21 protein-coding genes are annotated in these 24962 nt (G+C 70.0%); 14 read left to right on the top strand and 7 right to left on the bottom strand.

What is annotated here, in order from left to right:
• Nucleotides 1-127: 127 nt before the first annotated feature.
• From TBR22_RS26170 to TBR22_RS26160, 3 genes are all read right to left on the bottom strand, one after another.
• On the bottom strand, nucleotides 128-814 hold the full coding sequence (locus TBR22_RS26170; RefSeq protein WP_239490796.1) for a PEP-CTERM sorting domain-containing protein: 687 nt from the start codon (nucleotides 812-814) through the stop codon (nucleotides 128-130).
• Nucleotides 815-1249: 435 nt separating this feature from the next.
• Nucleotides 1250-1492 carry a PEP-CTERM sorting domain-containing protein gene (locus tag TBR22_RS26165; protein WP_239490795.1) on the bottom strand — a complete coding sequence of 81 codons (243 nt, stop codon included), beginning with the start codon at nucleotides 1490-1492 and terminating at the stop codon, nucleotides 1250-1252.
• A 322-nt stretch (nucleotides 1493-1814) separates the two neighbouring features.
• A complete protein-coding gene (locus TBR22_RS26160; protein WP_239490794.1) occupies nucleotides 1815-2534 on the bottom strand; it encodes a PEP-CTERM sorting domain-containing protein in 720 nt (239 codons plus the stop codon).
• A 274-nt stretch (nucleotides 2535-2808) separates the two neighbouring features.
• Here TBR22_RS26160 and TBR22_RS26155 point away from each other — a divergent pair, with 274 nt between their 5' ends.
• Both TBR22_RS26155 and TBR22_RS26150 read left to right on the top strand, forming a co-directional pair.
• Nucleotides 2809-4110 (top strand): aminotransferase class V-fold PLP-dependent enzyme, encoded by a 1302-nt coding sequence (locus tag TBR22_RS26155; RefSeq protein ID WP_239490793.1) that lies wholly within the window; start codon nucleotides 2809-2811, stop codon nucleotides 4108-4110.
• Nucleotides 4111-4314: 204 nt separating this feature from the next.
• On the top strand, nucleotides 4315-4863 hold the full coding sequence (locus TBR22_RS26150) for a CHRD domain-containing protein (RefSeq protein ID WP_239490792.1): 549 nt from the start codon (nucleotides 4315-4317) through the stop codon (nucleotides 4861-4863).
• 96 nt (nucleotides 4864-4959) lie between these two features.
• Here TBR22_RS26150 and TBR22_RS26145 read toward each other — a convergent pair whose 3' ends face one another.
• The 4 genes from TBR22_RS26145 to TBR22_RS26130 all read right to left on the bottom strand — a co-directional run bounded on the left by TBR22_RS26145 (nucleotide 4960) and on the right by TBR22_RS26130 (nucleotide 9399).
• The gene (locus TBR22_RS26145; RefSeq protein WP_239490791.1) at nucleotides 4960-5658 is read right to left on the bottom strand and encodes a response regulator transcription factor; all 699 of its coding nucleotides are present in this window, start codon (nucleotides 5656-5658) and stop codon (nucleotides 4960-4962) included.
• Nucleotides 5655-7580 (bottom strand): cell wall metabolism sensor histidine kinase WalK, encoded by a 1926-nt coding sequence (locus TBR22_RS26140; protein WP_239490790.1) that lies wholly within the window; start codon nucleotides 7578-7580, stop codon nucleotides 5655-5657. Before TBR22_RS26140 ends, TBR22_RS26145 begins: the two co-directional genes overlap by 4 nt.
• Nucleotides 7581-7732: 152 nt before the next feature.
• A complete protein-coding gene (locus tag TBR22_RS26135) occupies nucleotides 7733-8401 on the bottom strand; it encodes an OmpA family protein (RefSeq protein ID WP_239490789.1) in 669 nt (222 codons plus the stop codon).
• Nucleotides 8402-8436: 35 nt separating this feature from the next.
• Nucleotides 8437-9399: a VWA domain-containing protein gene (locus TBR22_RS26130; RefSeq protein ID WP_239490788.1), complete on the bottom strand. Its 963-nt coding sequence runs from the start codon at nucleotides 9397-9399 to the stop codon at nucleotides 8437-8439.
• A gap of 286 nt (nucleotides 9400-9685) precedes the next feature.
• Here TBR22_RS26130 and TBR22_RS26125 point away from each other — a divergent pair, with 286 nt between their 5' ends.
• From TBR22_RS26125 to TBR22_RS26070, 12 genes are all read left to right on the top strand, one after another.
• Nucleotides 9686-10903, top strand: coding sequence for a pyridoxal phosphate-dependent aminotransferase (locus TBR22_RS26125; protein ID WP_239490787.1), 1218 nt, complete (start codon nucleotides 9686-9688; stop codon nucleotides 10901-10903).
• A 40-nt stretch (nucleotides 10904-10943) separates the two neighbouring features.
• Nucleotides 10944-13124, top strand: coding sequence for a 6-pyruvoyl-tetrahydropterin synthase-related protein (locus TBR22_RS26120; RefSeq protein ID WP_239490786.1), 2181 nt, complete (start codon nucleotides 10944-10946; stop codon nucleotides 13122-13124).
• Between the two features lie 32 nt (nucleotides 13125-13156).
• Nucleotides 13157-14275, top strand: coding sequence for a PAS domain-containing sensor histidine kinase (locus tag TBR22_RS26115; protein ID WP_239490785.1), 1119 nt, complete (start codon nucleotides 13157-13159; stop codon nucleotides 14273-14275).
• Nucleotides 14272-14898 (top strand): response regulator transcription factor, encoded by a 627-nt coding sequence (locus TBR22_RS26110; protein WP_239490784.1) that lies wholly within the window; start codon nucleotides 14272-14274, stop codon nucleotides 14896-14898. Before TBR22_RS26115 ends, TBR22_RS26110 begins: the two co-directional genes overlap by 4 nt.
• Nucleotides 14899-14982: 84 nt before the next feature.
• Nucleotides 14983-15759 carry a bifunctional 2-polyprenyl-6-hydroxyphenol methylase/3-demethylubiquinol 3-O-methyltransferase UbiG gene (locus TBR22_RS26105; RefSeq protein ID WP_239490783.1) on the top strand — a complete coding sequence of 259 codons (777 nt, stop codon included), beginning with the start codon at nucleotides 14983-14985 and terminating at the stop codon, nucleotides 15757-15759.
• A gap of 1 nt (nucleotide 15760) precedes the next feature.
• Nucleotides 15761-16939, top strand: coding sequence for a class I SAM-dependent methyltransferase (locus tag TBR22_RS26100; protein ID WP_239490782.1), 1179 nt, complete (start codon nucleotides 15761-15763; stop codon nucleotides 16937-16939).
• A gap of 136 nt (nucleotides 16940-17075) precedes the next feature.
• Nucleotides 17076-17606 carry a PAS domain-containing protein gene (locus TBR22_RS26095; RefSeq protein ID WP_239490781.1) on the top strand — a complete coding sequence of 177 codons (531 nt, stop codon included), beginning with the start codon at nucleotides 17076-17078 and terminating at the stop codon, nucleotides 17604-17606.
• A 10-nt stretch (nucleotides 17607-17616) separates the two neighbouring features.
• Complete coding sequence (locus tag TBR22_RS26090) at nucleotides 17617-18840, top strand: methyl-accepting chemotaxis protein (protein WP_239490780.1); 1224 nt, start codon at nucleotides 17617-17619, stop codon at nucleotides 18838-18840.
• A 206-nt stretch (nucleotides 18841-19046) separates the two neighbouring features.
• On the top strand, nucleotides 19047-19373 hold the full coding sequence (locus tag TBR22_RS26085) for a DUF5658 family protein (RefSeq protein WP_239490779.1): 327 nt from the start codon (nucleotides 19047-19049) through the stop codon (nucleotides 19371-19373).
• Between the two features lie 236 nt (nucleotides 19374-19609).
• The gene (locus tag TBR22_RS26080) at nucleotides 19610-20791 is read left to right on the top strand and encodes a glycine C-acetyltransferase (protein WP_370651558.1); all 1182 of its coding nucleotides are present in this window, start codon (nucleotides 19610-19612) and stop codon (nucleotides 20789-20791) included.
• 151 nt (nucleotides 20792-20942) lie between these two features.
• Nucleotides 20943-22100, top strand: coding sequence for a PP2C family protein-serine/threonine phosphatase (locus tag TBR22_RS26075; protein WP_239490777.1), 1158 nt, complete (start codon nucleotides 20943-20945; stop codon nucleotides 22098-22100).
• Between the two features lie 93 nt (nucleotides 22101-22193).
• Nucleotides 22194-24902: a M1 family metallopeptidase gene (locus TBR22_RS26070; protein WP_239490776.1), complete on the top strand. Its 2709-nt coding sequence runs from the start codon at nucleotides 22194-22196 to the stop codon at nucleotides 24900-24902.
• Nucleotides 24903-24962 lie beyond the last annotated feature (60 nt).

Raw genomic sequence — 24962 nt, 5'->3', positions numbered from 1 at the left:
ACGTTCGACGTCGTTCGGCGTTGCCAACAGAAAACCCCGGCACGTAGCTGGGCTACGACCGGGGCTTCCTTACGGCTGGGGAGCCGTGGGCCGGCCTCGGGGGGAGCCGGCGGATGATTCGTCAGTGCTACTTGCGGCGGCGGAGCACTGCGGCGCCAGCCAGGCCGAGGCCGAGCAGGCTCATCGAGGCCGGCTCGGGGACGTTGCCACCGTTGCCGCCGCCATTGCCACCGTTGGTGCCGCCGTTGCCCGGATCCCCACCGTTGCCACCGCCGTTGGTCCCGCCATTGCCGCCGCCGTTGGTGACGTTGCCCTCACGGCCGTAGAGCAGCGCGTGCGAGATGTTGTTCCTCGGCCCGAGGATGGCCCACTGGCCGCTCAGCGTCCCCCAGGGCAGACCGAACACGGCCCAGTCGTTGGTCTGCTGCGTGCCGCCGCTCTTGATGGCGAACGCGAGGCTGTCGTTGCCCACCCAGGCGGCCGGGTCGATCGTGAAGGAACCCGTCAGTGCGCCCGTGAACGGGCCGCCGCCGAGCGCCCCATCCACCGACCCCTCGGTGTTGTCGCTCTTGTCGACCAGGAAGTAGTCCGTGTTGCTCGAGAGGAAGTCGTCGCCGTTCGAGGGGTTGCCCGTGAGGTTGCCCTCGCCGAACAGCAGGCACGTGGCGGTGTTGCCCTCGAGCGTGACCGTGAACACGCGCACCGAGCTCGAGGCCGTCGTGTCCGGGCACTTCGTGGTAATCGGGGCGGCCTGCGTAACGGTGGCGGCGGCGAGCATCACGACGGCGACGGAAAGACCAGCGAACAGCTTCATGTACCGAACTCCCTGCGAGCGTGGCATCGAGGCTGGGGAGCCCGACGCCGGAACTTGATGCCCATCCATAGAGCGAATCCCGTGCCAGATTCCGTCCGGCCAGGGATCGTCGAAATCCCCTGCATTCCACGCCACCTTCACTTTGGGTGGTGGCGGCTCAAGTCGTCATCGCAGATCCAAAAGTCATCCATTGATCAGACTTGGTGACTTTGTCTCCGAGAGTTTGCAGCCCAAGGGATGACTTCGTCGTCGGCCTACCGACATGCAACACCGGGAGTCGATTGGACCGCATGGAAAAGCGCCCGGTCACTCGAACGGGATCGAGCGCCGGGCGCTGCCCTGCATGCGCAGGTCGCCAGAAAGCGGAGGGGTCCTCGCCTCGGAGTGACGTCGTGGCCGACCGTCGGTGCGGCTCGACCAGGTCAGGTCAGCAGTTCAGGACCGGCGGCGCCGAGTCGCGATGCCCGCCCCGAACAGACCGAGACCGAGCAGGACGAGTGTCGCCGGTTCCGGCACGGCGGGCGGCTCGCAGTCGGCCACGCACGTGGCGGGAGCGGACGAGACCGGCTGGCCGTACGTCGCGACCGGCAGGGAGACGAGCGCAATGAAGGTGAGGACGACAACGGAACGCGAGCGCATGATCGTGACCACCCCGATCCCCGGAGGATGTGTCTGCATCCACGGAGGACGAGAGGGGGGCATCGTCTGGGGGCCGACGCCGTGTGCCTCTCACAGAGGCAAGGCGGATGCCAGTCGGTTTGTGAGCAGTTTCCCACACGATCGGCGGCGAATGCCGCTTCTCGAGTCCTGGAAGTCTGCGTCAGGGGAGAGTAATTCTGCCTTGGCGGTGCACATCAGCCATCCGAGCCTCGCTCAGCCGTGGCAAGGCGCACGATTTGGGCCCACCGCTCCTCCCGGAAAGCAGAAGACGCCGACCCCCACGAGGGGAGCCGGCGTCCGGAACTGCCAGGGACGGCCGTGAGGCCGTTCGCCCGGGGGGCTACTGCTTGCGTCGACGGCTCACGCCGGCGCCGAGCAGGCCGAGGCCGACGAGCGCCAGGGTGGCCGGCTCGGGCACGCCGCCGCCGTTGCCGCCGTTGGTGCCGCCATTGCCCGGGTCACCACCGTTGCCGCCGTTGGTGCCGCCATTGCTCACCGTCGGGTTGCGGAAGTACACCGACAGGTGCGACAGGTCGGGCGAGGTGCGGTTGTTGTTCGAGTTCAGGTAGTTGATGTCGAACGTGCCGCTGTTGGACGTCGAGGTGAACGCGAAGTTGTTGAAGAAGTACGCCGCGAACTCGTTGGCGCCCTTGAGCACCACGAGGAAGTCGGCCGCGAACGGCAGCTTCGACGGGTTGGTGTCCGAGAACGTGAGCGACCACGTGCCCGAGTTGGTCGGCCCGCTCGAGGTGACCGTCCAGTTCAGGCCGTAGAACGAGCCCGTGCCGCCCGGCGCTCCTGGAGGATCGTCCTTGATTTCAGCGCCCCAGTTCTCGGGCTCACCGAACTTCAGCACGCCGCCGTCGACGGTGTTGAGGTTCTGGTTGCTGTTGTTGCCCGCCACCACGCCATAGCAGTTGCTGGCGCTGATGCTGTTGAGCGTGACGTCGGAAACTGAGAGACCGGAGGTGTTCGGACCCGGAACGCACAGGGTGCCCGCGTGGGCAGGTGCGACGCTGAACGCAGCGACCGCGGTGAAAGCAAACAGGAGCTTCTTCATGGATTCCTTGTCCTCTCGTCTCGCGCCTGGCCGTGACGGACCGTCCGGACACGTCCAGGCCTCCCCCGAGGCGGCGACGCGAGTACTCCTAACCTACAGCAGGTTCGTTGCCACACTGCCGCCAGTGGCCTGATCCATTGTTTTGTTGCATTTAGGCCGCAAGCCCGACAGCCTGCAACGTCTGGTAGTCAACATCGAGGCAGACAGAAGTTCACTGCCGACGCAGACTCCTGCGGCATGCTAGACTCCGCGCACCCCTGCAGGAGTCACCCTCATGACCTCGCGCCGCGCGTTTCTCGCCCGCCTTGGCACCACCGGCACCGTCGTCGCTGCCGCCCTCACCGCCGATGGCCTGAGTCATATGGCGCACGCCGCCGACCAGGCTCGGGGGCGGACGCCGGCCGATCTGGCCGCCGATGAAGATTTCTGGCGTGAGATCCAGCTCGGCTTCACACTCGACCGGACGGTCATCAACCTGAACAACGGCGGCGTCTGCCCGAGCCCCCGCGTGGTCCATGAAGCGTTCAAGCGCTACCTCGACCACGCCAACCAGGCGCCCGTGTTCAACATGTGGCAGGAGCAGGAAACCAACCTCGAGCGCGTGCGGATGGGCCTGGCCAGGGATGCCGGCTGCGATCCCGAGGAACTCGCCATCACCCGCAACGCCAGCGAGGCGCTGCAGATCGCCCAGCTCGGCATCGACCTCGCCCCGGGCGACGAGGTCGTCACGACCACCCAGGACTACGGCCGCATGCTCGACACCTGGGAGCAGCGCGTCCGCCGCGACGGCATCGTGCTGACCAAGGTGTCGTTCCCCGTGCCGCCCCCGTCGATGGCCGACCTCACCCAGCGGCTCGAGCGCGCGCTGACCCCGAAGACCAAGGTCCTCCACTTCTGCCACATCACCAACCTCACCGGGCAGATCTTCCCGGTGGCCGACATCTGCCGGGTGGCCCGCCGCCGCGGCGTCCAGACGATCGTCGACGGCGCGCACGCCTTCGGCCACTTCCCCTTCCGGATCAGCGAGCTCGGCTGCGACTACTACGGCACCAGCCTGCACAAGTGGCTGCTCGCGCCCATCGGCACCGGGTTCCTCTACGTGCGGAAGGAGCGCATCCCGGCCCTCTGGCCGCTCACGCCGGCCGCCGCGAGCAAGGCCGCCGACATCCGCAAGTTCGAGGAAGTGGGCACGCACCCGGCCGCGAACCACAACGCCATCGCCGAGGCCCGCGTCTACCACCACACGATCGGCGGCGACCGCAAGATCGCCCGGCTGCAGTACCTGCGCAATCGCTGGATGACGCGCCTGGCGGAGCACCCGAAGGCGAAGATCCACACGAGCTTCGACCCCGCGCAGGGCGGCGCCATCGGCAACCTCGGCACGCCAGGCCTCGACTCGGCGCGCCTGGCCGCCCACCTCTACGCGCAGCACCGCATCATCGTCACGCCCATCAAGCACGCCGAGTTCGAGGGCATCCGCGTCACGCCCAACGTCTACACCACGCTCGAGGAGGTGGACACGTTCGCCGACACGATGGAGCGGATTCTCGAGAAGGGCCTGCCGGCGACGGCTTAGCTCGGCGCTCGTCCTGTGGACCTTTACGGCTCAGGGCTCAGGGCTCAGGGCTCAGGGCTCGGGGCCGAAGGCCGAAGGCCCAAGGCCCAAGGCCCAAGGCCCAAGGCCCAAGGCCCAAGGCCCAAGGCCCAAGCCCCCGGCCCAGAATACGAAGGCCGTCGAGAATCGGGGTATCCTGCCCCTGCCCAACCCAGAGGAGATGTCATGCAGGGACGAGTTCGCCTTGCCGCAGCCGTGTGCGCTGCGGTCCTGTGCGCGGCGTCGGCCGCGTTCGCCCAGAACCCCAACCGTGTCACCGTCCGCGCCATGCTGGGAGGAAGCAATGAAGTGCCGGCCGTGAGCGCCGGTGCACATGGCGAGGCCGTGGTCACCGTCGACCGCGGCGCCGGTACCATCGACTACGAGGTCAACATCTTCAACCTGCCCTCGGGCATCGTCGGCTCGCACATCCACGTGGGCACGGCGGGCGTGAACGGTCCGATCGTCATCAACTTCCCGGTGGCGGCAGTCGGCCAGTCGGGGGCGTTCCAGTTGAAGGGAAGCGCGCGGGCGAGCGAGCTCGTCGCGCGGCCAGAGGCCGGCGTGCGGTTCTTCGAGGAAGCGGCGTTCGCGATCGCGAGCGGCGCGGCCTACGTCAACGTGCACACGCAGGCCAACCCCGGCGGAGAGATCAGGGGGCAGTTGTGTCCCGAGAGCGCGCTGGCCAACACGTTCAACGGCGTGGCGCTCTGCACGCAGCCGCCGCGGCGGTAGAGTCGGGGAGGGCGCGATGTCCTCATCGCGCCGTTCGTCCACGTCACGGCTACCGGCGGCGTGGGACACGCCGCCCCACCCTGTGTGTGGGAGGCTCTACCCCACGAACCGGTAGCCCAGCCCGTGCACCGTCAGCAGGAACTGCGGGTGCCGCGGGTTGGGCTCGATCTTCTGACGCAGCCACGCGACGTGGACGTCGACCGTCCGGGTCGAGGGCATCGCGTTGTAGCCCCACACCTCGTTGAGCAGCTGGTCGCGCGAGATCACCTCGTTGCGGTGCTCGATCAGATACCGCAGCAACTGGTACTCGCGCGCCGACAGTTCCACCGTCCCGTCGCCGCGGAACACCTCGGCGCTGCGGTAGTCCACCCGGATCTCGCCGAACTGGTAGCCCTCGTGGGCCGCGGGGGTGACCACCGGCAGCGCGCGGCGCCGCAGGCGCGCCTCGATGCGCGCGAGCAGCTCCATCATCTCGAAGGGCTTGGCCAGGTAGTCGTCGGCGCCGAGCTTGAGTCCCACCACGGTGTCCACCACCTGGCCGCGGGCTGTGAGCATGATCACCGGGGTCTCGATCCCGCGCTGCCGGAGGTCGCGCAGGACGTCGAAGCCGTTCTTGCGCGGGAGCATCACGTCGAGCAGCACCAGGTCGAACGTGCCGGTGGCGGCCTTGTCGAAGCCGGTCTGCCCATCCCCGGCCGAATCGACGAGGTAGCCCTCACGGCGCAGGCGATCCGACAGCGTCAGCTGGAGGCCGGGCTCGTCCTCGACGAGCAGGATCCGCGACGTCTCGCTCACGAGGCCTGGCCGCGCCCGGCCAGCCGTGCATCGATCGGGGCCATGGCGCCTTCCACGACCGCCGGGGCGGTGGCCTCGGGCGCGCCAGGAATCAGCAGCGTGAACGTGGTGCCCTTCGCGCTGCTCTGTACCTGCACCCGGCCTCCGTGCTGCCTGACGATGCGGTCCACGAGGCTGAGGCCGAGCCCACTGCCGTGCACGTGCCCGTCGAGGGCGCGCTGTCCGCGGTAGAACGGCTCGAAGATCTTCGCCAGATCGGCCTCGGGGATCCCGCTGCCGTGATCGGAGACCGCGATGGCCACCATGCGGCCGTCGGCAGGCGACACTCTTACGCCGACCCACCGGTCGGTGCCGCCGTACTTCACCGCGTTGGAGATCAGGTTCTGCACCGAGCGGGCCAGCGACGCCTGATTGGCGCGCACGAGCAGCGGCGTGTCGGGCGCCTCGATGTCGACGTGCGTGTCGGTTTCGCTGAGCAGCGGTCCCGAGGCCTCGATGGCCGCCTGCGCCACCTCGATCGCCGCCACCGGTTGCACGTCGAGGGTCCGTCCGGCGTCGAAGCCCGCGAACTCCATCACCTGCTCCACCATCTCGGTGAGGCGTCGCCCTTCGCTGGCGATCAGCTGGCCGTACCGCTGCACCTGCTCCTTGTCACCGACCACGCCGTCGGCGAGGTTCTCGGCCGCCGATCGAATCACCGCCAGCGGCGTGCGCAGCTCGTGCGACACGCCGGCCACGAACTCCATCTGTTGCGCCGCCAGCTTGCGCGCCCGCGCGCTCGAGATGAGCAGCATGCCGATGCTGGCGCCGAGGAGCGCCAGCACGCTCGAGCTCACGAACAGGTTGCGGCGTCGGGTCGAGGCCACGACGGCCTCGAGTGACCCGGCCTGGTGGGCGAAGTCGGCGCGCCAGAGCGGCTGGCGCTCGACGCGCGACGATGGCCCGTCGGTTCGCATCACGCTGACGGCAACGCGCGGCCCGTCGGGCGTGCCGGGGGCGACGGGCGGCCGGGCCGGCGCCGTCGCCTGCGCCGCCGCCGCGCCGGACTGTCCGCCGCGCGCCTGTTGTGCCCGGCGGTCGTCGACGACCACGAAGCGGTTGAACTCGCGCATGCGCACGTCGAACAGCCCCTCGGAGACATCGGGCGTCGCGATGCGGCAACGCGCCGCCACCGGGTCCGAGCAGAACACCTCGCCGTTGCTGGCGCGGTCGACGATCGACACCCGATAGGCCGAGGCCCGCGCCTCGCCGAAGTGGCGCGTCAGCAGCTCGGGGATGAACGTCTTGCGCATGTACTCGGTGTCGAGCAGCACCACCGTGTAGTCCCACGGGCGCTCCTCGCGCGAGAACACGATCGTGCCGCCTGCGTTGACGACCGGCACCGGCGGGCGTGGAATCACCAGCGCCGGTCCTTCGGCCGCGACCGGCGCCGGGAACGGGCCGCCGCCTCGCTCGGGCGTCGTCTCGGGTTGCTTGCGCAGCCGCTCGACGATTGGCGCGACGTCGGCGGGAATGCCGGAGAGGGCGATCAGGCCCTCGCGGTTGCGGTCGTAGCGCGACACCGCGAGGCGTCCGGCCGACTCCCCCTGGTGGGGCAGCGACACGACGAAGATCTCGCGGACCAGTCCGGGGTGGGGCGCGGTGCCGAACCAGCGCTGGAAGTGGCCGACCGAGTCGATGGCGGCCGGGGTGGGGGCCGGCGACCGGTCCGCCTGCAGCCAGAAGTAGGCCCGCGTGAGCTCGCGATCGAACTCCTGCGTGAACTGCGCCACCTGCGTGCGCAGGCTGGTGCGCATGCGCTCGCGCTCGTCGGTGCTGATCTGCCCGAGCCATCGCCATTGCAGCGAGGCCAGTGCCAGCAGCAGGGCCGCCAGCACGCCCGCGAGCGCGAGCGGCCCCCACGATCGCAATCCGGAGCGCATGAGGGAAATCTAGCACCCGCAGGCGCTGCGGCGGCGACGGACGGGCGAGATTTTACGTGCTTAACAGCCGGGAGGAGGGTAGGGCGCGGTCTCCGACCGCGCCGTTGGTGCTCACGGCGGGGTGGGGACACCCCGCCCTACCTTCGTGTCGCCTACGACAACATGCGGACGACGATGCGGCGGTTCTCGGCGCGGCCTTCCTTGGTCTTGTTGTCGGAGACCGGCTTCTCCTCGCCGTACGAGATCACGTTGATCTTGTGCAGCGGCACCTGGTGCGTCTCGTACAGGTAGCGCTTGACCGCCTCGGCGCGCTTCATGCCGAGCTGCTCGTTGTAGCGGGGCGAGCCGACGTTGTCGGTGTGGCCCTCGATCTCGAAGAACACGCCCTTCGGATCCGCCTGCAGGTCGGTGATCACCTTGTCCAGCGCCGCCTTGGCGTCGTCGGGAAGGTCCGTCTTGCCGAACTTGAAGCCACCCTTGGCCTCGTTCAGCACGACCTCGTACACCAGGCGGCGCCCGGCCTTGTCGAGGGCCTCGGCGCGCGACCCGGCGGCCTCGGCGGCCGAGCGGGCCGCGCCGGCTGCCTCGCCTGCGGCGGCGGCGCGGGCGTCGGCGGCGCGGGCCGCGTCACCGGCGGCGCCGGCCTTGGCGTCGACGTCGTTGACCCGCTGCTGCGTCTTCTCCAGGTCGCCCGACAGGGTGGAGACCTTGCCGTCGACCTCGCCCACGCGGGTGTTGACGAACTTCTTGGTGGCGCACGCCGTCGTGCCGGTGATGGCCAGGGCGCTCACGGTGAGGGCAATGAAGGCTCGCTGCAACATGGTCGTTCTCCTCCAGATTATGTAAATACGTACTTTCAGTTGCCGTCCGATGACGGCTGCGCGATGTACCCGGAGCGCGCCCGGACCTGCAGGTCGGGATTGCGGGTGCGCACGGCCACCTGGTGCCACCCCGCCTTCGCGGACGACTCGAACGCCAGTTGGTACTGGTGCCGGAGGTCGACCACGAGCCGACGAGCGATCTGGCTCGTCTCCGCGGGGGTCGATGCGATCAACATGTCCCCGCCGGTCCAGTAGGCGAGGTTGGCGAGCCGCGTCGTGATCGGCTCGCCGTCCGCTCGCAGCGGCGATCCGCCACGATCCGGATGATTCGACGGCGACATCACCACCACGACGTACACGGGCACGTCGATGGCGCTGGCGATGCCCGACACGTCCTGCACCGTCTTGGTGCTGACGGTGTCGAGGCCGTCGGTGACCACCACCAGCGCCCGGCGCGGCGTCGGCCGCTTCTCCAGGCGCTCCGCGGTGCTGGCAATCGCGTCGTACAGGGCCGTGGTGCCGTAGGCCGAGAGCTTCGGGAGCGCGTCGGTCACGGCGCTGGCATCGGAGGTGAAGGGCTGCACCTCCCGCAGGCGCTGGTCGAAGGCAAACAGCGCCACTTCGTCCTTGCCCGCGTCGAACCACGCCAGCAGGTGCCGGATCACCTCGCGCGCCGCGTCGAGGTTGTTCGACAGCGTCATGCTGCCGCTCTGGTCCACCAGCACGCCGAACGACACCGGCCCCTCGTCGGAGAACCCGAAGTCGACGATCGGGCGGGCCGCGCCGTTCTCGAAGACCGTGAAATCGTCGCGGGTGAGGTTGCGCACCGGGCGACCGCGGCGATCCTTGACGACCGCGTTGACCGACACCAGGCTCACGCCGCTGCGGAACGTCGCCACCGGGGCCTGTCCCGGCGCCGCTTGCTGGCCGTGGACCGTCGTGAGCAGCAGTGCCGCTCCCCCGAGTCCCCCGACCATCGCCTGCCACAGGCTCCGCATGACGACCTCTCCTTCATCAAGATGCTTGCCAGCCCGGACGTCGTCGATCCGCCCCATTTCGAGGGCAGTTCGACACCAATGCCGAGCGAGTTCGTGTAAGAACGAACCAGCGGTGTGTAATTCCTACGCTCCACAGGGGTAGGCGGCCCCGCCGTGCGTGCCGTTGACGTACCCAGGGCGTCCGGGGCACCCCGCCCTCCCTCTGGTGGAAACCGAAACCCGCGCCACCGCTGTTGGAAGCTCTGTCGGAGAGCCGAGGACCAACCTGTAGGGCTACAATCCGGCCATGGCGCTGACCAGCACTCCCTTGCCCGTGGCCGACCGTGTCAACGGCTTCAGCTACGCGATCCGGAACATCGTGGTCGAGGCAAAGAAGGTGGAGGCTGCCGGCCGGAAGGTCGCCTACCTCAATATCGGCGACCCGATTCCCTTCGGGTTCGTCACCCCGCCCCACCTGGTCGAGGCGGTCGCCCAGGCGATGCGCGACGGGCACAACGGCTACACGCCGTCCCCGGGGATCCTTCACGCGCGCGAGGCGGTGGCCGACGACTTCCGCGAGCGCGGCCTGCCCGTCGACCCCGATCGGGTGTTGCTCACCTCGGGCACCTCCGAGGGCATCGAGCTGACCCTGACCGCGCTCCTGAACGCCGGCGACGAGGTGCTGGTGCCGACGCCGACCTACCCGCTCTACACGGCGGTGATCGCCAAGCTGGGGGCCGTCGAGTCCTACTACCGCACCGACCCCGCGCGCGGGTGGCTGCCCGACCTCGACCACCTCGCCACCCTGGTCACCCCACGGACGCGGGCGCTGGTGGTCATCGATCCCAACAACCCGACCGGCGCGGTCTATCCACCCGACGTGCGGCGCGCGCTGGTCGAGTTCGCCGAGAAGCACGGCCTGCTGCTCATCGCCGACGAGGTCTACGCCGACCTGGCCTACGACGGCCCGGTCACGCCGCTCGGCCTGATCGATCCGGACGCGGCGATCATCTCGTACTCGTCGCTCTCGAAGGCCTACCTGGCGCCCGGCTGGCGCGCCGGCTGGATGGCCGTCGGTCGCACGCCGCGCCTCGACGGGCTGCTCGCCGGCCTCCGCAAGCTCGCCGACGGGCGGCTGTGCAGTCCCGGGCCGATGCAGTACGGGATCACCGCCGCGCTGCGCGGCGACCGCAGCTTCCAGGACACGCTGCGCGCGCAACTGCGCGAGCGCGCCGACATCACCACCGATCGCCTGAACGCCATCGACGGCATCACCTGCGTGCGGCCCACCGGCGCGTTCTACGCCATGCCGCAGGTGGCGCTGCCGCCCGGCAAGACCGACGTCGACTACGTGCTCGGCCTGTTGCGGGCGACCGGCGTGCTCACCGTGTTCGGCTCGGGCTTCGGCACCGATCCGGCGATGGGCGCCTTCCGCGTCGTGTTCCTCGCGCCACCGGCCGACCTGCACGGGATCTACGACCGCATCGCCGCGTACACGAGCGACTTCCTGGCAGGACGTGGCTGACGCCGGCTCCCCGAGCGGGTCCTCTGACCCGCTCGCCCGGGTGGCGTCGACGCAACGGCAGCACGACGAGGACAGCCAGCCGTGGAGAGCGGGCGCGTGGTGGGTGGCTGCCGCGTACACCCTGCTGGCCGTCGCCTGGACGTGGCCCCTTGCCCGCGGGCTGGGCCGCGACCTGCCCTGGGACCTGGGCGACCCCCTCCTGAACTGCTGGATTCTGGCCTGGCACTTCCACCAGGCCGGGCGCGTCCTGCGTGGCGACCTCGGCGCCTTCGCCGACTGGTGGCACCCCAACATCTTTCATCCGTCGCCCTACGGTCTCGGGCAGTCGGAGCTGTTGATCACGCAGGCGGTCATGGGGGCGCCGGTGTACGCGGTCACCGGCAACATCCTGCTGACCTACGACCTGCTCTTCCTGTCGTCGTTCGTGCTGGCGGCGCTCGGCGCGTACCTGCTGGTGCGCAGCCTCACCCGCAGCCAACTGGCGGGCGTCGTCGCTGGCCTGCTGTACGGGTTCGCGTTGTACCGCGTCAACCAGGGACCGCACCTGCAGGTGCTCTCGTCGCAGTGGTTCCCGTTCGTGCTCTGGGGCCTGCACGAGTGGTGGGAGCGCGGACGGATGAGGGCCGCCATCCTCGCGGGGCTGGCGCTGGCCGCCCAGAACCTGTCGAACGGCTACTTCCTCGTGTACGCCGCGCTGTGGTTGCCGATCTACGTGGTCGCGCAGGTGCTGCTGCGCCGGCGCCTCGGCGATTGGCGCGCCTGGCTCGGTCCCCTCGTGACCGCCGCGGTCGGCGTCGGGCTGACGGCGCCGTTCCTGTATCCATACCTGCAGTTGCGACGCCTCGGGCAGCCGCCCCGCCCGCTCGCCGCCGTGGTGCAGTACAGCGCCGACAGCTACGCGTGGCTGACCGCCAACGACCAGCTGCGGTTGTGGAGCACGCACCTGCAGACGCTCGTGCGACCCGAGGGCGACCTGTTCCCGGGGCTCGTGCCGATCGTCCTCGCGCTGATCGGGCAGGTGCTGATCGCCGTGGAGAGAGCCAGGACGATCACTGACCGTCGCCCAAGGGCGACGGCTACGAACCCAAGGGCGACGGCGACGAACCCAAGGGCGACGGCGACGAACCCAAGGGCGACGGCGACGAACTCCGCGGCGACGGCGTCGACCACGTCGAAGGTAGGCGTCGCCCTTGGACGACACGACGGCATCACGAACGGAACCCGGGGCAGGAACGCCCTTGCGTGGGTCGCCGGCATCGCGACGCTGGCCCACGTCGTCGCGATCCTGCTGGCGCTCTTCGCCGGCGAGCAGCGCTTCCGTCTCGGCCCAGTCACGGTCAGCATCACCGACGGCGCGCGGCTGCTCGTCGGCTTCGCGGTGTCGCTCGGCGTGTGGCTCCTGATCGCGCCGCGTGCCCGCGCTCAGCTGCGCGACGAGCCGCAACGGCCCGTCGTGCTCTGGCTCGTGCTCGCGGTGCTCACGGTGTGGCTGTCGCTGGGACCCATCGTGCACATCGGCGGGCGCACGGCGCGCACCTGGCCGTCGCTCTACGCCGGCGTCTACGCCATCGTCCCGGGCGCCGACGGGCTACGCGTGCCGCCGCGGATCGCGATGGTCACCGCCCTGGCGCTCGCGGTGCTCGGCGGGCTCGCCGTTGCCGAGCTCGCGCGGCGGCGCGGCGGCGCGGTCGTCGCCGGCGTGCTGGCCGCGGCGTTCGTCGCCGAGAGCTGGCCCGCGCCGGTGCCAGTGAACCTGCGCATCGACCCGGCGCCGCTGCAGCCGTTGGTCGAGCCGGTGCCGCCTCGCCCTGCCGACCACCCGCTCGCGCAGGCATTCGCGGCACTGCCGCCCGACGCGGTGATCGTCGACCTGCCGTTCGGCTCGCTGCCCTACGAGGTCTGGTGGCAGTACCTCTCGATCGGCCACTGGCGGGCCCGGGTCAACGGCTACAGCGGCGACGTGCCGCCGGGGTTCCTGGCGCTCGACCAGCAACTCGGGCCGTTCCCCGACCACCTGGTCGCGCGCCCCGACGCCGCGGCCACGGAAGGCCGCGACGTCCTCGAGGCGCTGCGGGCCCGCGGCACGACCCATGTCGCCGTGCACGGCGGCGCCTGGCCGTCGCCGGCGACCGCCGAGGCGCTGACGCGCTGGCTGGCCAGCGCCGGCGCGACGCCGGTGTCCACGGTCGGCGCGACCCGGATCTGGCGTCTTCATCCTTGAGCCCGGGCGACCGGCCGTTTATGCTCCCGCACATGCCAGACGCGCAGGGCCGTGCCTTCCGGCCCGACGCCACACATGTCGCCGCGATCGTCGAGTCCGCCATGGACGCGATCATCTCGGTCGACGATGACCAGCGCGTCGTGCTGTTCAACCCGGCGGCCGAGCGGATGTTCGGCGTGCCGGCAAGCGAGGCGCTCGGCGCGCCGCTCGATAGGTTCCTGCCCGAGCGCTTCCGCCAGGGCCACAGCCATCACGTGCGCAGGTTCGCCGACACCAGCGTGACCCGCCGGGCGATGGGCGCGCTGCACCCGCTGACCGCGCTGCGCGCCGACGGCAGCGAGTTCCCGATCGAGGCGTCGATCTCGCGCGTCGCGACGGCCGAGGGACGCACGCTCTCCGTCATCCTGCGCGACGTCTCCGAGCGGGTGCGGCACGAGGAGCTGCTGGCCGAGTACACGCGCGACCTCGAGCAGTCGCGGGCCGATCTGCGGGCGCTGTCGGCCAAGCTCCACGACACGCGCGAGACCGAACGCGCGCATATCGCCCGCGAGGTGCACGACCGCCTGGGGCAGTCGCTCACCGCGCTGAGCCTCGGACTCGATCGGCTGTACCAGGATCTCGACCGGCCCGGGCCGACGGCGCTGGCGCTGGCGCGCAAGGAGTGCCAGGCGCTCTCGTCGGTCGTGCAGGATGCCATTCGCGTTACGCGACGCCTGGCGTCGGAACTGCACCCGGCGGTGCTCGACCACCTCGGCCTGGCCGCTGCCGTCGAGTGGCAGGCGCAGGACTTCGGGGGGCGCGCGGGCCTGGTCTGCCACGTGGACGTCGACACCACCCTGCAGGTGCCCAAGGAGGTCGAGCTGCCGCTCTTCCGGGTCCTTCAGGAATCGCTGACCAACGTCGTGCGGCATGCCGAGGCCCGCACGGCGATCGTGACGCTCCATCTGGCGGACGGGGGACTGGAACTGGTGGTCGAAGACGATGGGCGCGGAGTGGTGGCGCCGGCGCGCCGGGGGCTGGGGCTGCTCGGCATGCGGGAGCGCCTCGCCGATTTCGGCGGCACGGTGACGCTGTCGGATCGTCCGGCGGTCAAGGGCGCGCGCCTGGTGGCGCGCGTGCCGTGGCCGGTCGCCCGCCGGGAGGTCCGGTGATCCGCCTGCTCATCGCCGACGACCACCCGATCGTCAGGCACGGACTGGTCCAGATCCTGTCGCGCGAGGCCGACATGCAGGTGGTGGCCGAGGCCGGCGACTCGGCGCAGGCCCTCGACGCCGGGCAACGACCCGACGTCGACGTCGCCGTGCTCGATCTCGCCATGCCCGGGCGCGGTGGACTCGACGTGCTCCGCGAGCTCAAGCGCGTGCGCCCGACGCTTCCTGTGCTGATCCTGAGCATGTACGGCGAGGACGTCTTCGCGATGCGGGCGCTGAAGGCCGGCGCCCACGGCTACCTCACCAAGGAAAGCGCGGCCGGCGAACTCGTGCTCGCCGTGCGGACGGTGGTGGCAGGTCGCCGCTACGTCACCAACGCGCTCGCCGAGCGCCTGGCCGCGCTGGTCGGCGGCGCCATGACGCCCAACCCGCACGAGCAGCTCTCCGATCGCGAGATGGCCGTGTTCCGCCTGCTGGCCGGCGGCTACACCGTGACGCAGGCTGCCGACGAACTCGCCCTCAGCGTCAAGACCGTCAGCACCTACCGGGCCCGCCTCCTGCGCAAGCTGAACCTTCGCACCACCGCCGACCTGGTGCGCTATGCCGTGGACCACGGGATCTGACCCTGAACGCGTGACGCCGGAAGCGATGCACTGCGTCGCGACGCGTCCGGTGTCCTCCCCTCAGCACCTCGCAGTCGGAGACGCATGGCCCGAACGGCTTCCAGCCGGCCGCTGACAACTCCAGACTACTGGCAGGGCCAGCAGGCAGGACGCGTGGTCCTGCCCGAGGGAGGCATCTGCCCGCGCTGGCTCGAGATCGTGCAGCGCCACCTGCCGACCGGTGGGCACGTGCGGTGCCTGGAGGTCGGCGTCGTGCCGGGGCACACGCTGCTCTTCTTCGCAACGCGATTCGGCTACTCGTGCGCGGGCGTCGACTTCTCCGATCGCATCGATCAGGTCCGGACCGCATTCGAGCAACAGGGGGTCACCGCCGATTTCTGGCACGCCGACTTCATGGCCTGGACGTCCTCGCCATCATTCGACGTCGTCTATTCGTGTGGCTTCGTGGAGCATTTCCTCGACTTCGATCAGGTCGTGCGGAAGCACTGGGACCTCGTCCGGCCTGGAGGGCTGCTGATCCTGACCCTGCCGACGTGGAGTCCGTGGCAGGTCCTGGTCAGGAGGGTGTGTTACACGCCGGAGAAGATGCGCCTCATCACGGAGGCGCACAACCTCGACGTCATGAACCTGCAGTCGCTGAGGGCCGCCGTCCAACGATGTCCGGGCAGCCGCGTCGTCCAGGCCGAGTATTTCAGCGGCGCGCTCGTGTGGTTCACCCCGGAGAGCGACGGCATCAGGCGTGGCTCGGCGCCCGTCTTTCCGCTGATCAGGCTTGTCGAACGTGCCGCGCGTCGTCTTGGACGTTCGAGCCGGTACTATTCACCCGAGGCCGTGGTCGTTGCCCGGAAGGTTCTCGGATAGCGTGCGCGTTCGGACGGTCGAGACGATCGAGCAACTGATGCAGGCGCTCGGCCTGTCGCGCGTCGGCCGTCCGCCCGACGATCTCGATTACGTCGAACGTCACGACACCGACGCCCACGACCGCAAGCGGCGCGACGCGCTGGTGCTGGCCACCCTGGCCGCCAACAGCGACGGCCGGGTGCTCGAGATCGGGACGTCCGAGGGGCGCAGCACGTCGAACCTCGCCCGCAACGTCCCGCACGGGCAGTCGGTGGTCACCGTCAACATCCTGCCGGAGCAGGCCGACCCGGCGCAGCGCCACGTCACGCATCTGCTCGAGCGCGAGGCGATCGGCGCGTTCTACCGCGCCCGCGGCCTCGACAACATCGTCCAGGTCCATGCCGACACGCTGCGCTGGAATCCGGACTGGACCGTCGATCACCTCGCGCTGGCCTTCATCGACGGCTGCCACGATCGCGCCGCGGTCCACAGCGACTCGCGGCTCGCCTACAGTCGGCTGGCCCCCGGCGGGCTGATCGCGTGGCATGACTTCTGTCCTGAACTGCGCGGGCGCTTCGACTGGATCGACGATGCGATGTCGGGCGTCGAGGACTTCGTCGCCGAGCAGGGGATCGACGGAGAGGTGCTGCACCTGCGTCATTCGTGGATCGGCGTGTTGCGGCGCGTCGCGCTGCCGGCGATCCGTCCGGCTCGCGACCTGCGGGTCGGCCTGGTCGTCGACTGGCCGCGCCACCTCGCGCGGCGATGCGGCTCGTCGCGCTCCGCCTGTGTGGTCGAGGGCCTTCGGCAGAAGTTCACGGCCGTGCTGGTGCAGCGGCAGGAGGAGCTCGAAGCCGTGGCCGACGGGCTCGACGGGCTCGTCTCGCTCGAGCCGGGGTGCGCGGCACCGCGGCTCGACCTGGTCCGGACGCCGGCGCTGCGAGCGGCGCTGGGGCGCATTCCGACGCTGCTCACCCTCTGCGACCCGGGCCACGACGACTCGAGGCACGACGACGTCCGCGAGGGCGCGTTCGACCTGGTGATCGCCTGCGAGCCGGCCCTGAGCCCGGCGCACCGGCCCGGGCGCGAGCTGGAGCCGCAACACGCGCTGTCGCGGCGGCTCGACGAGATCGAAGCGTGGCTGCGCGGGCCTGCGAAGACGCGTCGATCGCCGGCGACCCCACCTGGCCGGATCTCCTGATTCCCCTCCCTCGTGCGGGGGCGTCGCCCGGCAGCCATATCTGGTGTCGGAGGACACCTACGGCATCTTCAGGCCTCTTCTGACTCTCTCCGGTGGGCGAGGCGCCGATGACAGTGTCGTAGCCGAGGACCTATCGATGGCATTCACCCGACCGACCCCCACGGGGCACGAGCGCTTCTTCGCCGACGACGATGTGATCGTCTCCAAGACGGACCTGACGGGGAAGATCACCTACGCCAACGACGTGTTCCTGACGATCGCCAGTTACGAGGAACACGAGGTGATCGGCCAGCCGCACAGCCTGATCCGGCACCCCGACATGCCGCGGTCGGTCTTCAAGTTCATGTGGGACACGCTGGGCGCCGAGAAGGAAATCTTCGCCTACGTGGTCAACATGGCCCGCAACGGCGACCACTACTGGGTCCTCGCCCACGTCACGCCGACCTTCGGGCCCGACGGCCGCCCCATCGGCTACCACTCGAACCGACGCGTGCCAGAGCCCGGTGCGGTCTCCAGGATCAAGCAGATCTACGCCGCGCTCCTCGCCGAGGAGCGGAAGTACGCCGACAAGCGCCAGCAGCTCGAGGCCGGCACCGCCTTGCTGCAGAGGACCCTGCAGGACACCGGCATGCCCTACGAAGAGTTCGTCTGGACACTCGCCGCCTAGGAGTTGCGTCGTGAAGATCCCGGCTGCCCCCACTCATCCCACCGGTGACACCGATACCGCCGTGGACGTCGTCGATCTGCAGCACTGGCTGGCGCGTGCCGCCGACGTGTGCCAGGCGGCCGCCGCCGGCAATCTCGAGGAGCGTGTGCTGTCCTACCCGCGCCAGGGCGACCTCGGCCGGATGATGGCCAGCCTCAACCACCTGCTCGACATGACCGACGCGTTCGTCCGGGAGGCCGGCGCGTCCCTCGAGCATGCGGCCGAGGGGAAGTTCTACCGCCGGGTCATCCAGCGCGGCATGCGAGGGTCGTTCAAGCACGGCGCCGGGTTGATCAACGCCGCGACCGACCAGATGGCGGCCACCTCGAAGGCCCTCAAGGACGCCGAGCGCAACCGCCTGCAGCTCGCCGACGAGTTCGAAACCGCCATCAGCGCGGTCACCGCGGCCGTGGCCGCGTCGGCCACCGAGATGGAAGCCACCGCGCATACGCTGGTTGGCGCCTCCGGGGCGACCTCCAATGCCGCAGCGGCGGCGGCCGACCAGTCGCAGCAGACCTCGGCGGGAGTGCAGACCGTGGCCTCGGCGACCGAGCAGCTCACGGCCTCGGCTGCGGAGATCGAGCGTCGGGTGGACGAGTCGGCGGCCTTCGCCCGCACCGCCTCGCAGCACGCCGACCAGACGCGCGCTACCGTTGCGGAACTCGAGCTCGCGTCCAAGCAGATCGGCGACGTCCTGAAGCTGATCACCCAGATCTCGCGCCAGACCAACCTGCTCGCGCTCAACGCCACCATCGAGGCGGCGCGCGCCGGCGAGGCGGGCAAGGGGTTTGCGGTGGTGGCCTCCGAGGTCAAGACGCTGGCCCGCCAGACCGGCGAGGCCACCGAGCAGATCGACACGCAGGTAGCCCACATCCAGCGGTCGGCCAGCGACTCGGTGCGCGCGATGAGCTCGATCTCCGACAGCATCAAGCAGATCAACGACCTGATGTCGGGGATCGCGGTGTCGGTGGACGAGCAGCGGGCCGCCACCCAGGAGATCAGCCGCAGCGTCGGGCAGGCCGCCACCGCCGCCGAGCGGGTGTCGGCCAGCATGGTGGACGTGAGCGAGGCCGCCAGCCAGACCACCGTGGCCGCCTCCGACATGCAGAACGCGGCGCTCGACCTCTCGCGGCAGTCCGAGGCCCTCCGCGAGGCCTCGTCGAACTTCCTGACCGTGATCCGCCGGAAGGGCTGACGAGCGGGCAGCCGGCGTCTCTCGGCCCCGAGGCGCCGGGAAGTCGCCTCGGAGAGTGCTCGGTGGTGCCAACAAAAGGCAGCCTTCGGAGAGACTAAAGACGCAGCGGGACCACGCGCAACCGCGCGTTTGGCCCGGATCCCGCGCATTTCGCAGCGGCACCAGACTTGAAATCGTGACGACCGTCCCCGGGCGCCGTCACTCTCATGACCCTGGTCCGCAAGTTCCTGCACCGTGACCTCAGTCGAGGCGAGATCGCCATCCTGGCGTTCTTCCTGGCGCAGGCCCTCGACGCCGGCCTGACCTACTACGGCGTCGTCACGCACGGACACGACCTCGAGGGCAACCCCCTGCTGGCCTCGCTCATGTGGTCGATCGGGGCTGGTCCGGCGCTGGCCGCCGCCAAGCTCGGCGCCGCCGGCTGCGGCATGGTCCTGCACCTCACCCACGTCCACCGCATCGTCGCCGCCCTGACCCTGTTCTATGTCTGCGCCGCGCTGATTCCCTGGATCTGGGTGCTGCACACGATTTAGAAGGGGCTCAGGGCTCGAGGCTCAAGGGCGACGGGGCGTCACGCGATTCCGCCGTGGCCAAGGCCGCCCCGGTCGTGCCGGGCCCCGCGCGCTCGCGCCCGCTGCCCGGCACCCGTCACCCGCTGCCCGCCGCCCGATACCCGGTGCCCGGCCGCCCGGTACCCGCTGCCCCCTGCCCGGTGCCCGGTGCCCGGTGCCCGGTGCCCGATCCCCCCCTTGCTATAGTGACCCTCGACATGCGTACCGACCCGCTCGCGTATCTCGGCGACCAACTCGAGGACCTCAAGGCGCAGGGCCTCTACCGCACCCTGCGCGTGCTCGAGGGCGAGGCGAAGGCCACGTCGGTCTACGACGGCAAGTCCGTCGTGAACCTGTCGTCGAACAATTACCTGGGGCTCACGACGCACCCGAAGCTGCGCCAGAAGGCCATCGAGGCGATCGAGCAGTTCGGCGTCGGGTCCGGCGCGGTGCGCAGCATCTCCGGCACGATGGCCATGCACCTCGAGCTCGAGCGTCGGCTCGCCGAGTTCAAGCAGACCGAGGCCGTCGTCGTCTTCCAGAGCGGTTTCACGTCGAACGCAGGCACGGTGGCCTCGATCCTCACGCGCGAGGACGCGATCATCTCCGACGAGCTGAACCACGCGAGCATCATCGACGGCGCCCGCCTCAGCCGCGCGACGATCAAGGTGTTCCCGCACGGCGACGCCGACGCCGCCCGCCGGATCCTCAGCGAACTGCCGCCGACGCAGCGCAAGCTGCTGATTACCGATGGCGTCTTCAGCATGGACGGCGACCTCGGGCCGTTGCCCGCCCTCTGCGACGCGGCCGAGGCCTACGGCGCGATCATGATGGTCGACGATGCGCATGCCAGCGGGGTGTTCGGTCGCAACGGCCGCGGCACCGTCGACCATTTCGGGATGCACGGGCGGGTGGACATCCAGGTCGGCACGCTCTCGAAGGCCATCGGGTCGCTCGGCGGCTACGTCGCCGGCAACCGCAACCTGATCGAGTTCCTGTACCACCGCGCCCGGCCCTTCCTCTTCTCCACGTCGCATCCGCCGTCGGTCACGGCGTCGTGCCTCGCCGCCCTCGACCTGCTCCTCGAGGAGCCGCAGCTCATCGACCGCCTGTGGGAGAACACCCGGTTCTTCAAGGCCGGCCTGAAGCAGCTCGGTTTCGACACCGGCATCAGCGAGAGCCCGATCACGCCGGTCATGGTGGGCGAGGGGGCGAAGGCGATGCAGTTCTCCGACCGCCTGTTCGCCGAGGGCGTGTTCGCGATGGGCATCGCGTTCCCCACGGTGGCCCGCGACAAGGCGCGCGTCCGCACCATCGTGTCGGCGGCGCACAGCCGCGAGGAACTCCAGTTCGCGCTCGACGTATTTGCCAAGGTCGGGCGGGAGATGGGCATCATCTGACGCGGGCAATTTGAAATTGGAAATTTGAAATTCTCGGGCGGGGGCCTCCGGCCACCCGCCCATCACCGCCGAGGCGCCCTGCTGATCTTCGAGCGGCGAAGGCCGAGAGGCCGAGCCGCCGAGAATTTCGAATTTCGAATTTCAAATTGCCATGGCGAAGCAGAAGTTCGGTGACCGGGCGCGCGCCTTCATCGACGACTACACGCGCGACCTGACGGCGCGTGACCTGCAGCGCGTGTTCACGCGCGACACGCGCGCCATGGTGTCCTTCTTCACCCAGGGCACCGAGCAGGCCGAGGTGACGCAGCGCGACCTGCTGCGCCACCCCTTCCGCAACGCACGACAGTTCTTCCTCGCCTTCGCGATGCGGCTGACCGCGGCGCGCCGCCTGCTCTACGCGATGGCGCTGCTGCTGTTCGTGCTCGGGCTGATCGACGGCCTCACCCCGGACCCCGGCGAGCCGTTCTGGGACAACGGCCTCTTCAAGCTGCTGGTCGCCTTCGGCCTCATCCACCTCATCCTGCTGCTCGAGGTCGCCGACCGGCTGACGCTGAAGCACGAGCTGAACGTCGCCCGCGACATCCAGCGCGCGATGCTGCCGGCCGGCACGCTCACGCAGGGCGCCATCGAGGCGCACGGCGAGACACAGCCGGCCAACACGGTCGGCGGCGACTTCTTCGACATCCTGCCCCGCGAGGACGGGCGCGTCCTGGTCATCCTCGGCGACGTGGCCGGGAAGGGCACGCCTGCCGCGCTGATGATGGCGTTGTTCCTCGCCATGACCCGGACGCTGCTCGACGAGGCGCTGCCCCCGGCGATCCTCGCCACGCGCCTCAACGAGCAGTTGATGCGGCACGCGCCGCGGTCGCGGTTCATCACCGCGTTCATCGCGCTGTGCGACCCGGTGACCGGCGAGGTCATCTACGTCAACGCCGGCCAGAACCCGCCGCTGTTCCGTCGCGTGTCGGGGCGTGTCGAGTGGCTGGCGCCGACCGGCATGGCGCTGGGCCTGTCGCGCAAGGCCACCTACACCGAGGCCCGGGTGACGCTCGGCGTCGGCGACCTGCTGCTGGCCTACAGCGACGGCATCACCGAGGCCGAATCGCCTGCCGGCCAGCCGTACGACACGGAGGGACTCCGCGTCCTCGCCGACCAGATGGGCGGCCTGCGCTCCGGGCTGGTCGCCCGTCGCGTCATCGACGAGGTCAAGGCGCACACCGACGACACGACGCTGTTCGACGACCTCACGGTGCTGGTCGTCCGTCGCCTCGACGACCAGGCCCCGCCGCCGATCCCGACGCAGGGGTAGGGCGCGGACTCCGACCGCGCCGCTATCGCACAGCGACGGCGAGGGACTCGCCGCCCTACCTGCGTGGAGCGCTAGAATCGACCTCAGGTCCCCATGCGGCTCGCAGCCAGGCTCCTGATCGTCGCGGCGCTGTGCTGGGCGACGCCTGCCGTCGCGCAGCCGGCCGACACCGTCGGCGCGTTGTACCTGCGGATGGAGCGCGCCCTGCAGGGCGGGACGCCTGGCGAGGTCGCCGCGTTGTTCACGCCCGACGCCGACGCCGCCCAGGTCGAGTCGCTGGCCAGCGAGAGCGCCGGCGCGCTCACCACCAGGGTCGTCGTCCGCGAGCGCGATCGGCAGGAACTCGGTGCCGACGGGGCGCGCATCCTGGCCGACATCCTCGTCGAGACGGCCACCACGGCGCGGGTGTCTTCGTGGCGGTTCGATGTCGGTCCGATCACGGCCGATCCCGCCGAGGCGCGCGTCAGGGCCGCAGCCCGCTTGAGCGAGGTCGACGGCCTGGTGCGGCTGTCGCTGGCCAACCGCCAGTTCGCCGTGCACGACCTCACCGTGCGCGGCGAGGACTTCACCATCGTCGTGCCCTCGGGCGTCGCCTGGGCCGCCGAGGTGCGGGGACTCATCACGGCGCTCGTCGTGGTGGGCGAGGGCGAGGTCACCTTCGCGCCACCCAGCGAGTCCGAGAAGGGCCAGATCCGGCTGGTGGCTGGCGAGGACCAGCTGCGGGCCCGCGTGTCGCGCTTCTTCCTGCGGGTCAATCCGGTCGACGTCGATCAGCGGATCACGTTGCAGTCGCTGACGCCGATGGAGGTGGATCGGGTCGGCCTCGAGAAGGCGCGTCGCTTCTTCGCGGAACAGGTCGGGCAGTCCTACAGCCTCGACCTCAGCGACCTCAGTCGCGACACCTGGAACCTGGTGCCGCCCATCGGCGACGTGCTGGTGGACATGGATCTTGCGCGGTACGGCCAGTTGACCTACGCGCGCAGCGGCGGCGAGTCGGAGGACGTGTCGCTGTTCGACCGGAAGCGGCGCAAGAACGTGTCGGTCTACACCTCCGCGCGCTCGCTGGCCCAACGTGGCGAGCTCCGCTACAACGACGAGGATCGCGTCGATTACGTCGTCGAGCACTACAACGTCGACGTCTCGTTCGACCCGGCGCGCCTGTGGATCGAGGGTCGTGCCGACCTCGATCTCCGCATCACCGGCGCGGCCGTCCAGACGCTCACGTTGCGGCTCGCCGAGCCGCTGACCCTGCGCGCCGTCACCGCCGACTCCTTCGGGCGCCTGCTGGCGCTGCGCGTCCGGGGGCAGCAGAACATCATCGTCAACCTGCCCGATTCGGTGCGGCGCGGGCAGACGCTGCGGCTCCGCGTCTCGTATGGCGGCCGCCTGTCGCCACCCACGCCCGACAGGGAGTCGATCACCGCCGGGCAGGTCGGCCAGCAGATGGTGTCGGAGTTCTCGCTCGAGCCCGAGCCGCGCTACGTCTACAGCTATCGCGCCTACTGGTACCCGCAGGGGGTGGTCACGTCATTTGCGACCGCCCGCATCCGGATGACGGTGCCCGAGGAGTACACGGTGCTCGGCAGCGGCGCGGCCGACCCGCCGGTGCCGGTCGTGGCGCCCAACGTGAAGCCCCGCCGCGCCTTCGTGTTCCGGGCCGAGCGGCCGGTCCGGTACCTGTCGGTGGCGATCAGCCGCCTCGTGCAGGTCACCTCCGCGGAGGTCCGGCGTCCAGCGCCGGACCCGGCCGCGGGGCCGCGCCGATCCCGCGTCGCCCCCGGCGTCTTCAACGACCAGGCTACCGTCGAGATGTGGAGCCAGCCGAGGCTGACCGGGCGCGCCCGTGAACTGCTGCCGACGGTCACCGACATCCTGGGGTTCTACGCCGACGTGGTGGACGACCTGCCCTTCTCGTCCTTCCGGCTGGCGCTGGTGGAGGACACCCTGCCCGGTGGCCACAGCCCGGCCTACTTCGCGCTGCTCCATCAGCCGATGCCAGGGACGCCGTTCAACTGGGCCCGCGACCCGGTGGCCTTCGACGACTTCCCGCAGTTCTTCGTCGCGCACGAACTCGCCCACCAGTTCTGGGGCCAGACCGTGGCCGGGGAGAACTACCACGAGCAGTGGTTGAGCGAGGGATTCGCACAATATTTTGCGCTTCTGTACGCCCAGAAGGTGCGGCCCAGGGAGTCGGTGGCCAACATGCTCCGGCAGCTGGCCCGCACCTCGATGGAGGCGGCCGAGCAGGGACCCATCTGGCTCGGCTATCGCATCGGACACATGAAGGGCGACAGCCGGATGTTCCGGTCGACGGTCTACAACAAGAGTGCGCTGGTGCTGCACATGCTCAGTCGCGTGCTCGGCCCCGACGCGTTCAGCCGCGGCCTGCAGCGGTTCTACGGCGTGAGCCGCTACCGACGGGTGGGCACCGACGACCTCCGTCGGGCGATGGAAACCGAGGCGGGCCGGCCGCTGGACCGTTTCTTCGACGGATGGGTGTACGGCGCCGACATCCCGACGGTCAGGCCGTCCTGGGACATGGTGGAGGGCGGCACCGCCGGCGCCGACGGGCAGGCTCCGGCGTCGGGAGCGGTGCGGCTGGTGCTCGAGCAGTCCGGCAAGCCGCTCGAGGTGCCGATGTCGGTGACCATCGCCTACCAGGACGGGCGCACCGAGAAGGCGCTGGCCATCGCCAGCGAAAGCGTGACCGAGGTGGTCCTGCCGGTCACCGGTCGCGTCCGGGAACTCCGGTTCAACGAGGACGGGGGCGCCCTGGTGCGGATCGAGAAGGCGAAGCGGTAGGGCCGGGCGCCACGAGCGGGCCGACCGGCCTTCGTCCTTCGTCCTTCGTCCTTGGGCCTT

It is taken from the genome of Luteitalea sp. TBR-22 (assembly GCF_016865485.1).
GTDB lineage: Bacteria > Acidobacteriota > Vicinamibacteria > Vicinamibacterales > Vicinamibacteraceae > Luteitalea.
Note: the sequence above shows the minus strand (reverse complement) of the source record. Positions and strands in the feature narration are given on the sequence as shown.

Coding starts and splice junctions, on each gene's coding strand:
- TBR22_RS26170 (WP_239490796.1), bottom strand. CDS start 814: ATGAAGCTGTTCGCTGGTCTTTCCGTCGCCGTCGTGATGCTCGCCGCC.
- TBR22_RS26165 (WP_239490795.1), bottom strand. CDS start 1,492: ATGCAGACACATCCTCCGGGGATCGGGGTGGTCACGATCATGCGCTCG.
- TBR22_RS26160 (WP_239490794.1), bottom strand. CDS start 2,534: ATGAAGAAGCTCCTGTTTGCTTTCACCGCGGTCGCTGCGTTCAGCGTC.
- TBR22_RS26155 (WP_239490793.1), top strand. CDS start 2,809: ATGACCTCGCGCCGCGCGTTTCTCGCCCGCCTTGGCACCACCGGCACC.
- TBR22_RS26150 (WP_239490792.1), top strand. CDS start 4,315: ATGCAGGGACGAGTTCGCCTTGCCGCAGCCGTGTGCGCTGCGGTCCTG.
- TBR22_RS26140 (WP_239490790.1), bottom strand. CDS start 7,580: ATGCGCTCCGGATTGCGATCGTGGGGGCCGCTCGCGCTCGCGGGCGTG.
- TBR22_RS26135 (WP_239490789.1), bottom strand. CDS start 8,401: ATGTTGCAGCGAGCCTTCATTGCCCTCACCGTGAGCGCCCTGGCCATC.
- TBR22_RS26130 (WP_239490788.1), bottom strand. CDS start 9,399: ATGCGGAGCCTGTGGCAGGCGATGGTCGGGGGACTCGGGGGAGCGGCA.
- TBR22_RS26125 (WP_239490787.1), top strand. CDS start 9,686: ATGGCGCTGACCAGCACTCCCTTGCCCGTGGCCGACCGTGTCAACGGC.
- TBR22_RS26115 (WP_239490785.1), top strand. CDS start 13,157: ATGCCAGACGCGCAGGGCCGTGCCTTCCGGCCCGACGCCACACATGTC.
- TBR22_RS26105 (WP_239490783.1), top strand. CDS start 14,983: ATGGCCCGAACGGCTTCCAGCCGGCCGCTGACAACTCCAGACTACTGG.
- TBR22_RS26095 (WP_239490781.1), top strand. CDS start 17,076: ATGGCATTCACCCGACCGACCCCCACGGGGCACGAGCGCTTCTTCGCC.
- TBR22_RS26085 (WP_239490779.1), top strand. CDS start 19,047: ATGACCCTGGTCCGCAAGTTCCTGCACCGTGACCTCAGTCGAGGCGAG.
- TBR22_RS26080 (WP_370651558.1), top strand. CDS start 19,610: ATGCGTACCGACCCGCTCGCGTATCTCGGCGACCAACTCGAGGACCTC.
- TBR22_RS26075 (WP_239490777.1), top strand. CDS start 20,943: ATGGCGAAGCAGAAGTTCGGTGACCGGGCGCGCGCCTTCATCGACGAC.
- TBR22_RS26070 (WP_239490776.1), top strand. CDS start 22,194: ATGCGGCTCGCAGCCAGGCTCCTGATCGTCGCGGCGCTGTGCTGGGCG.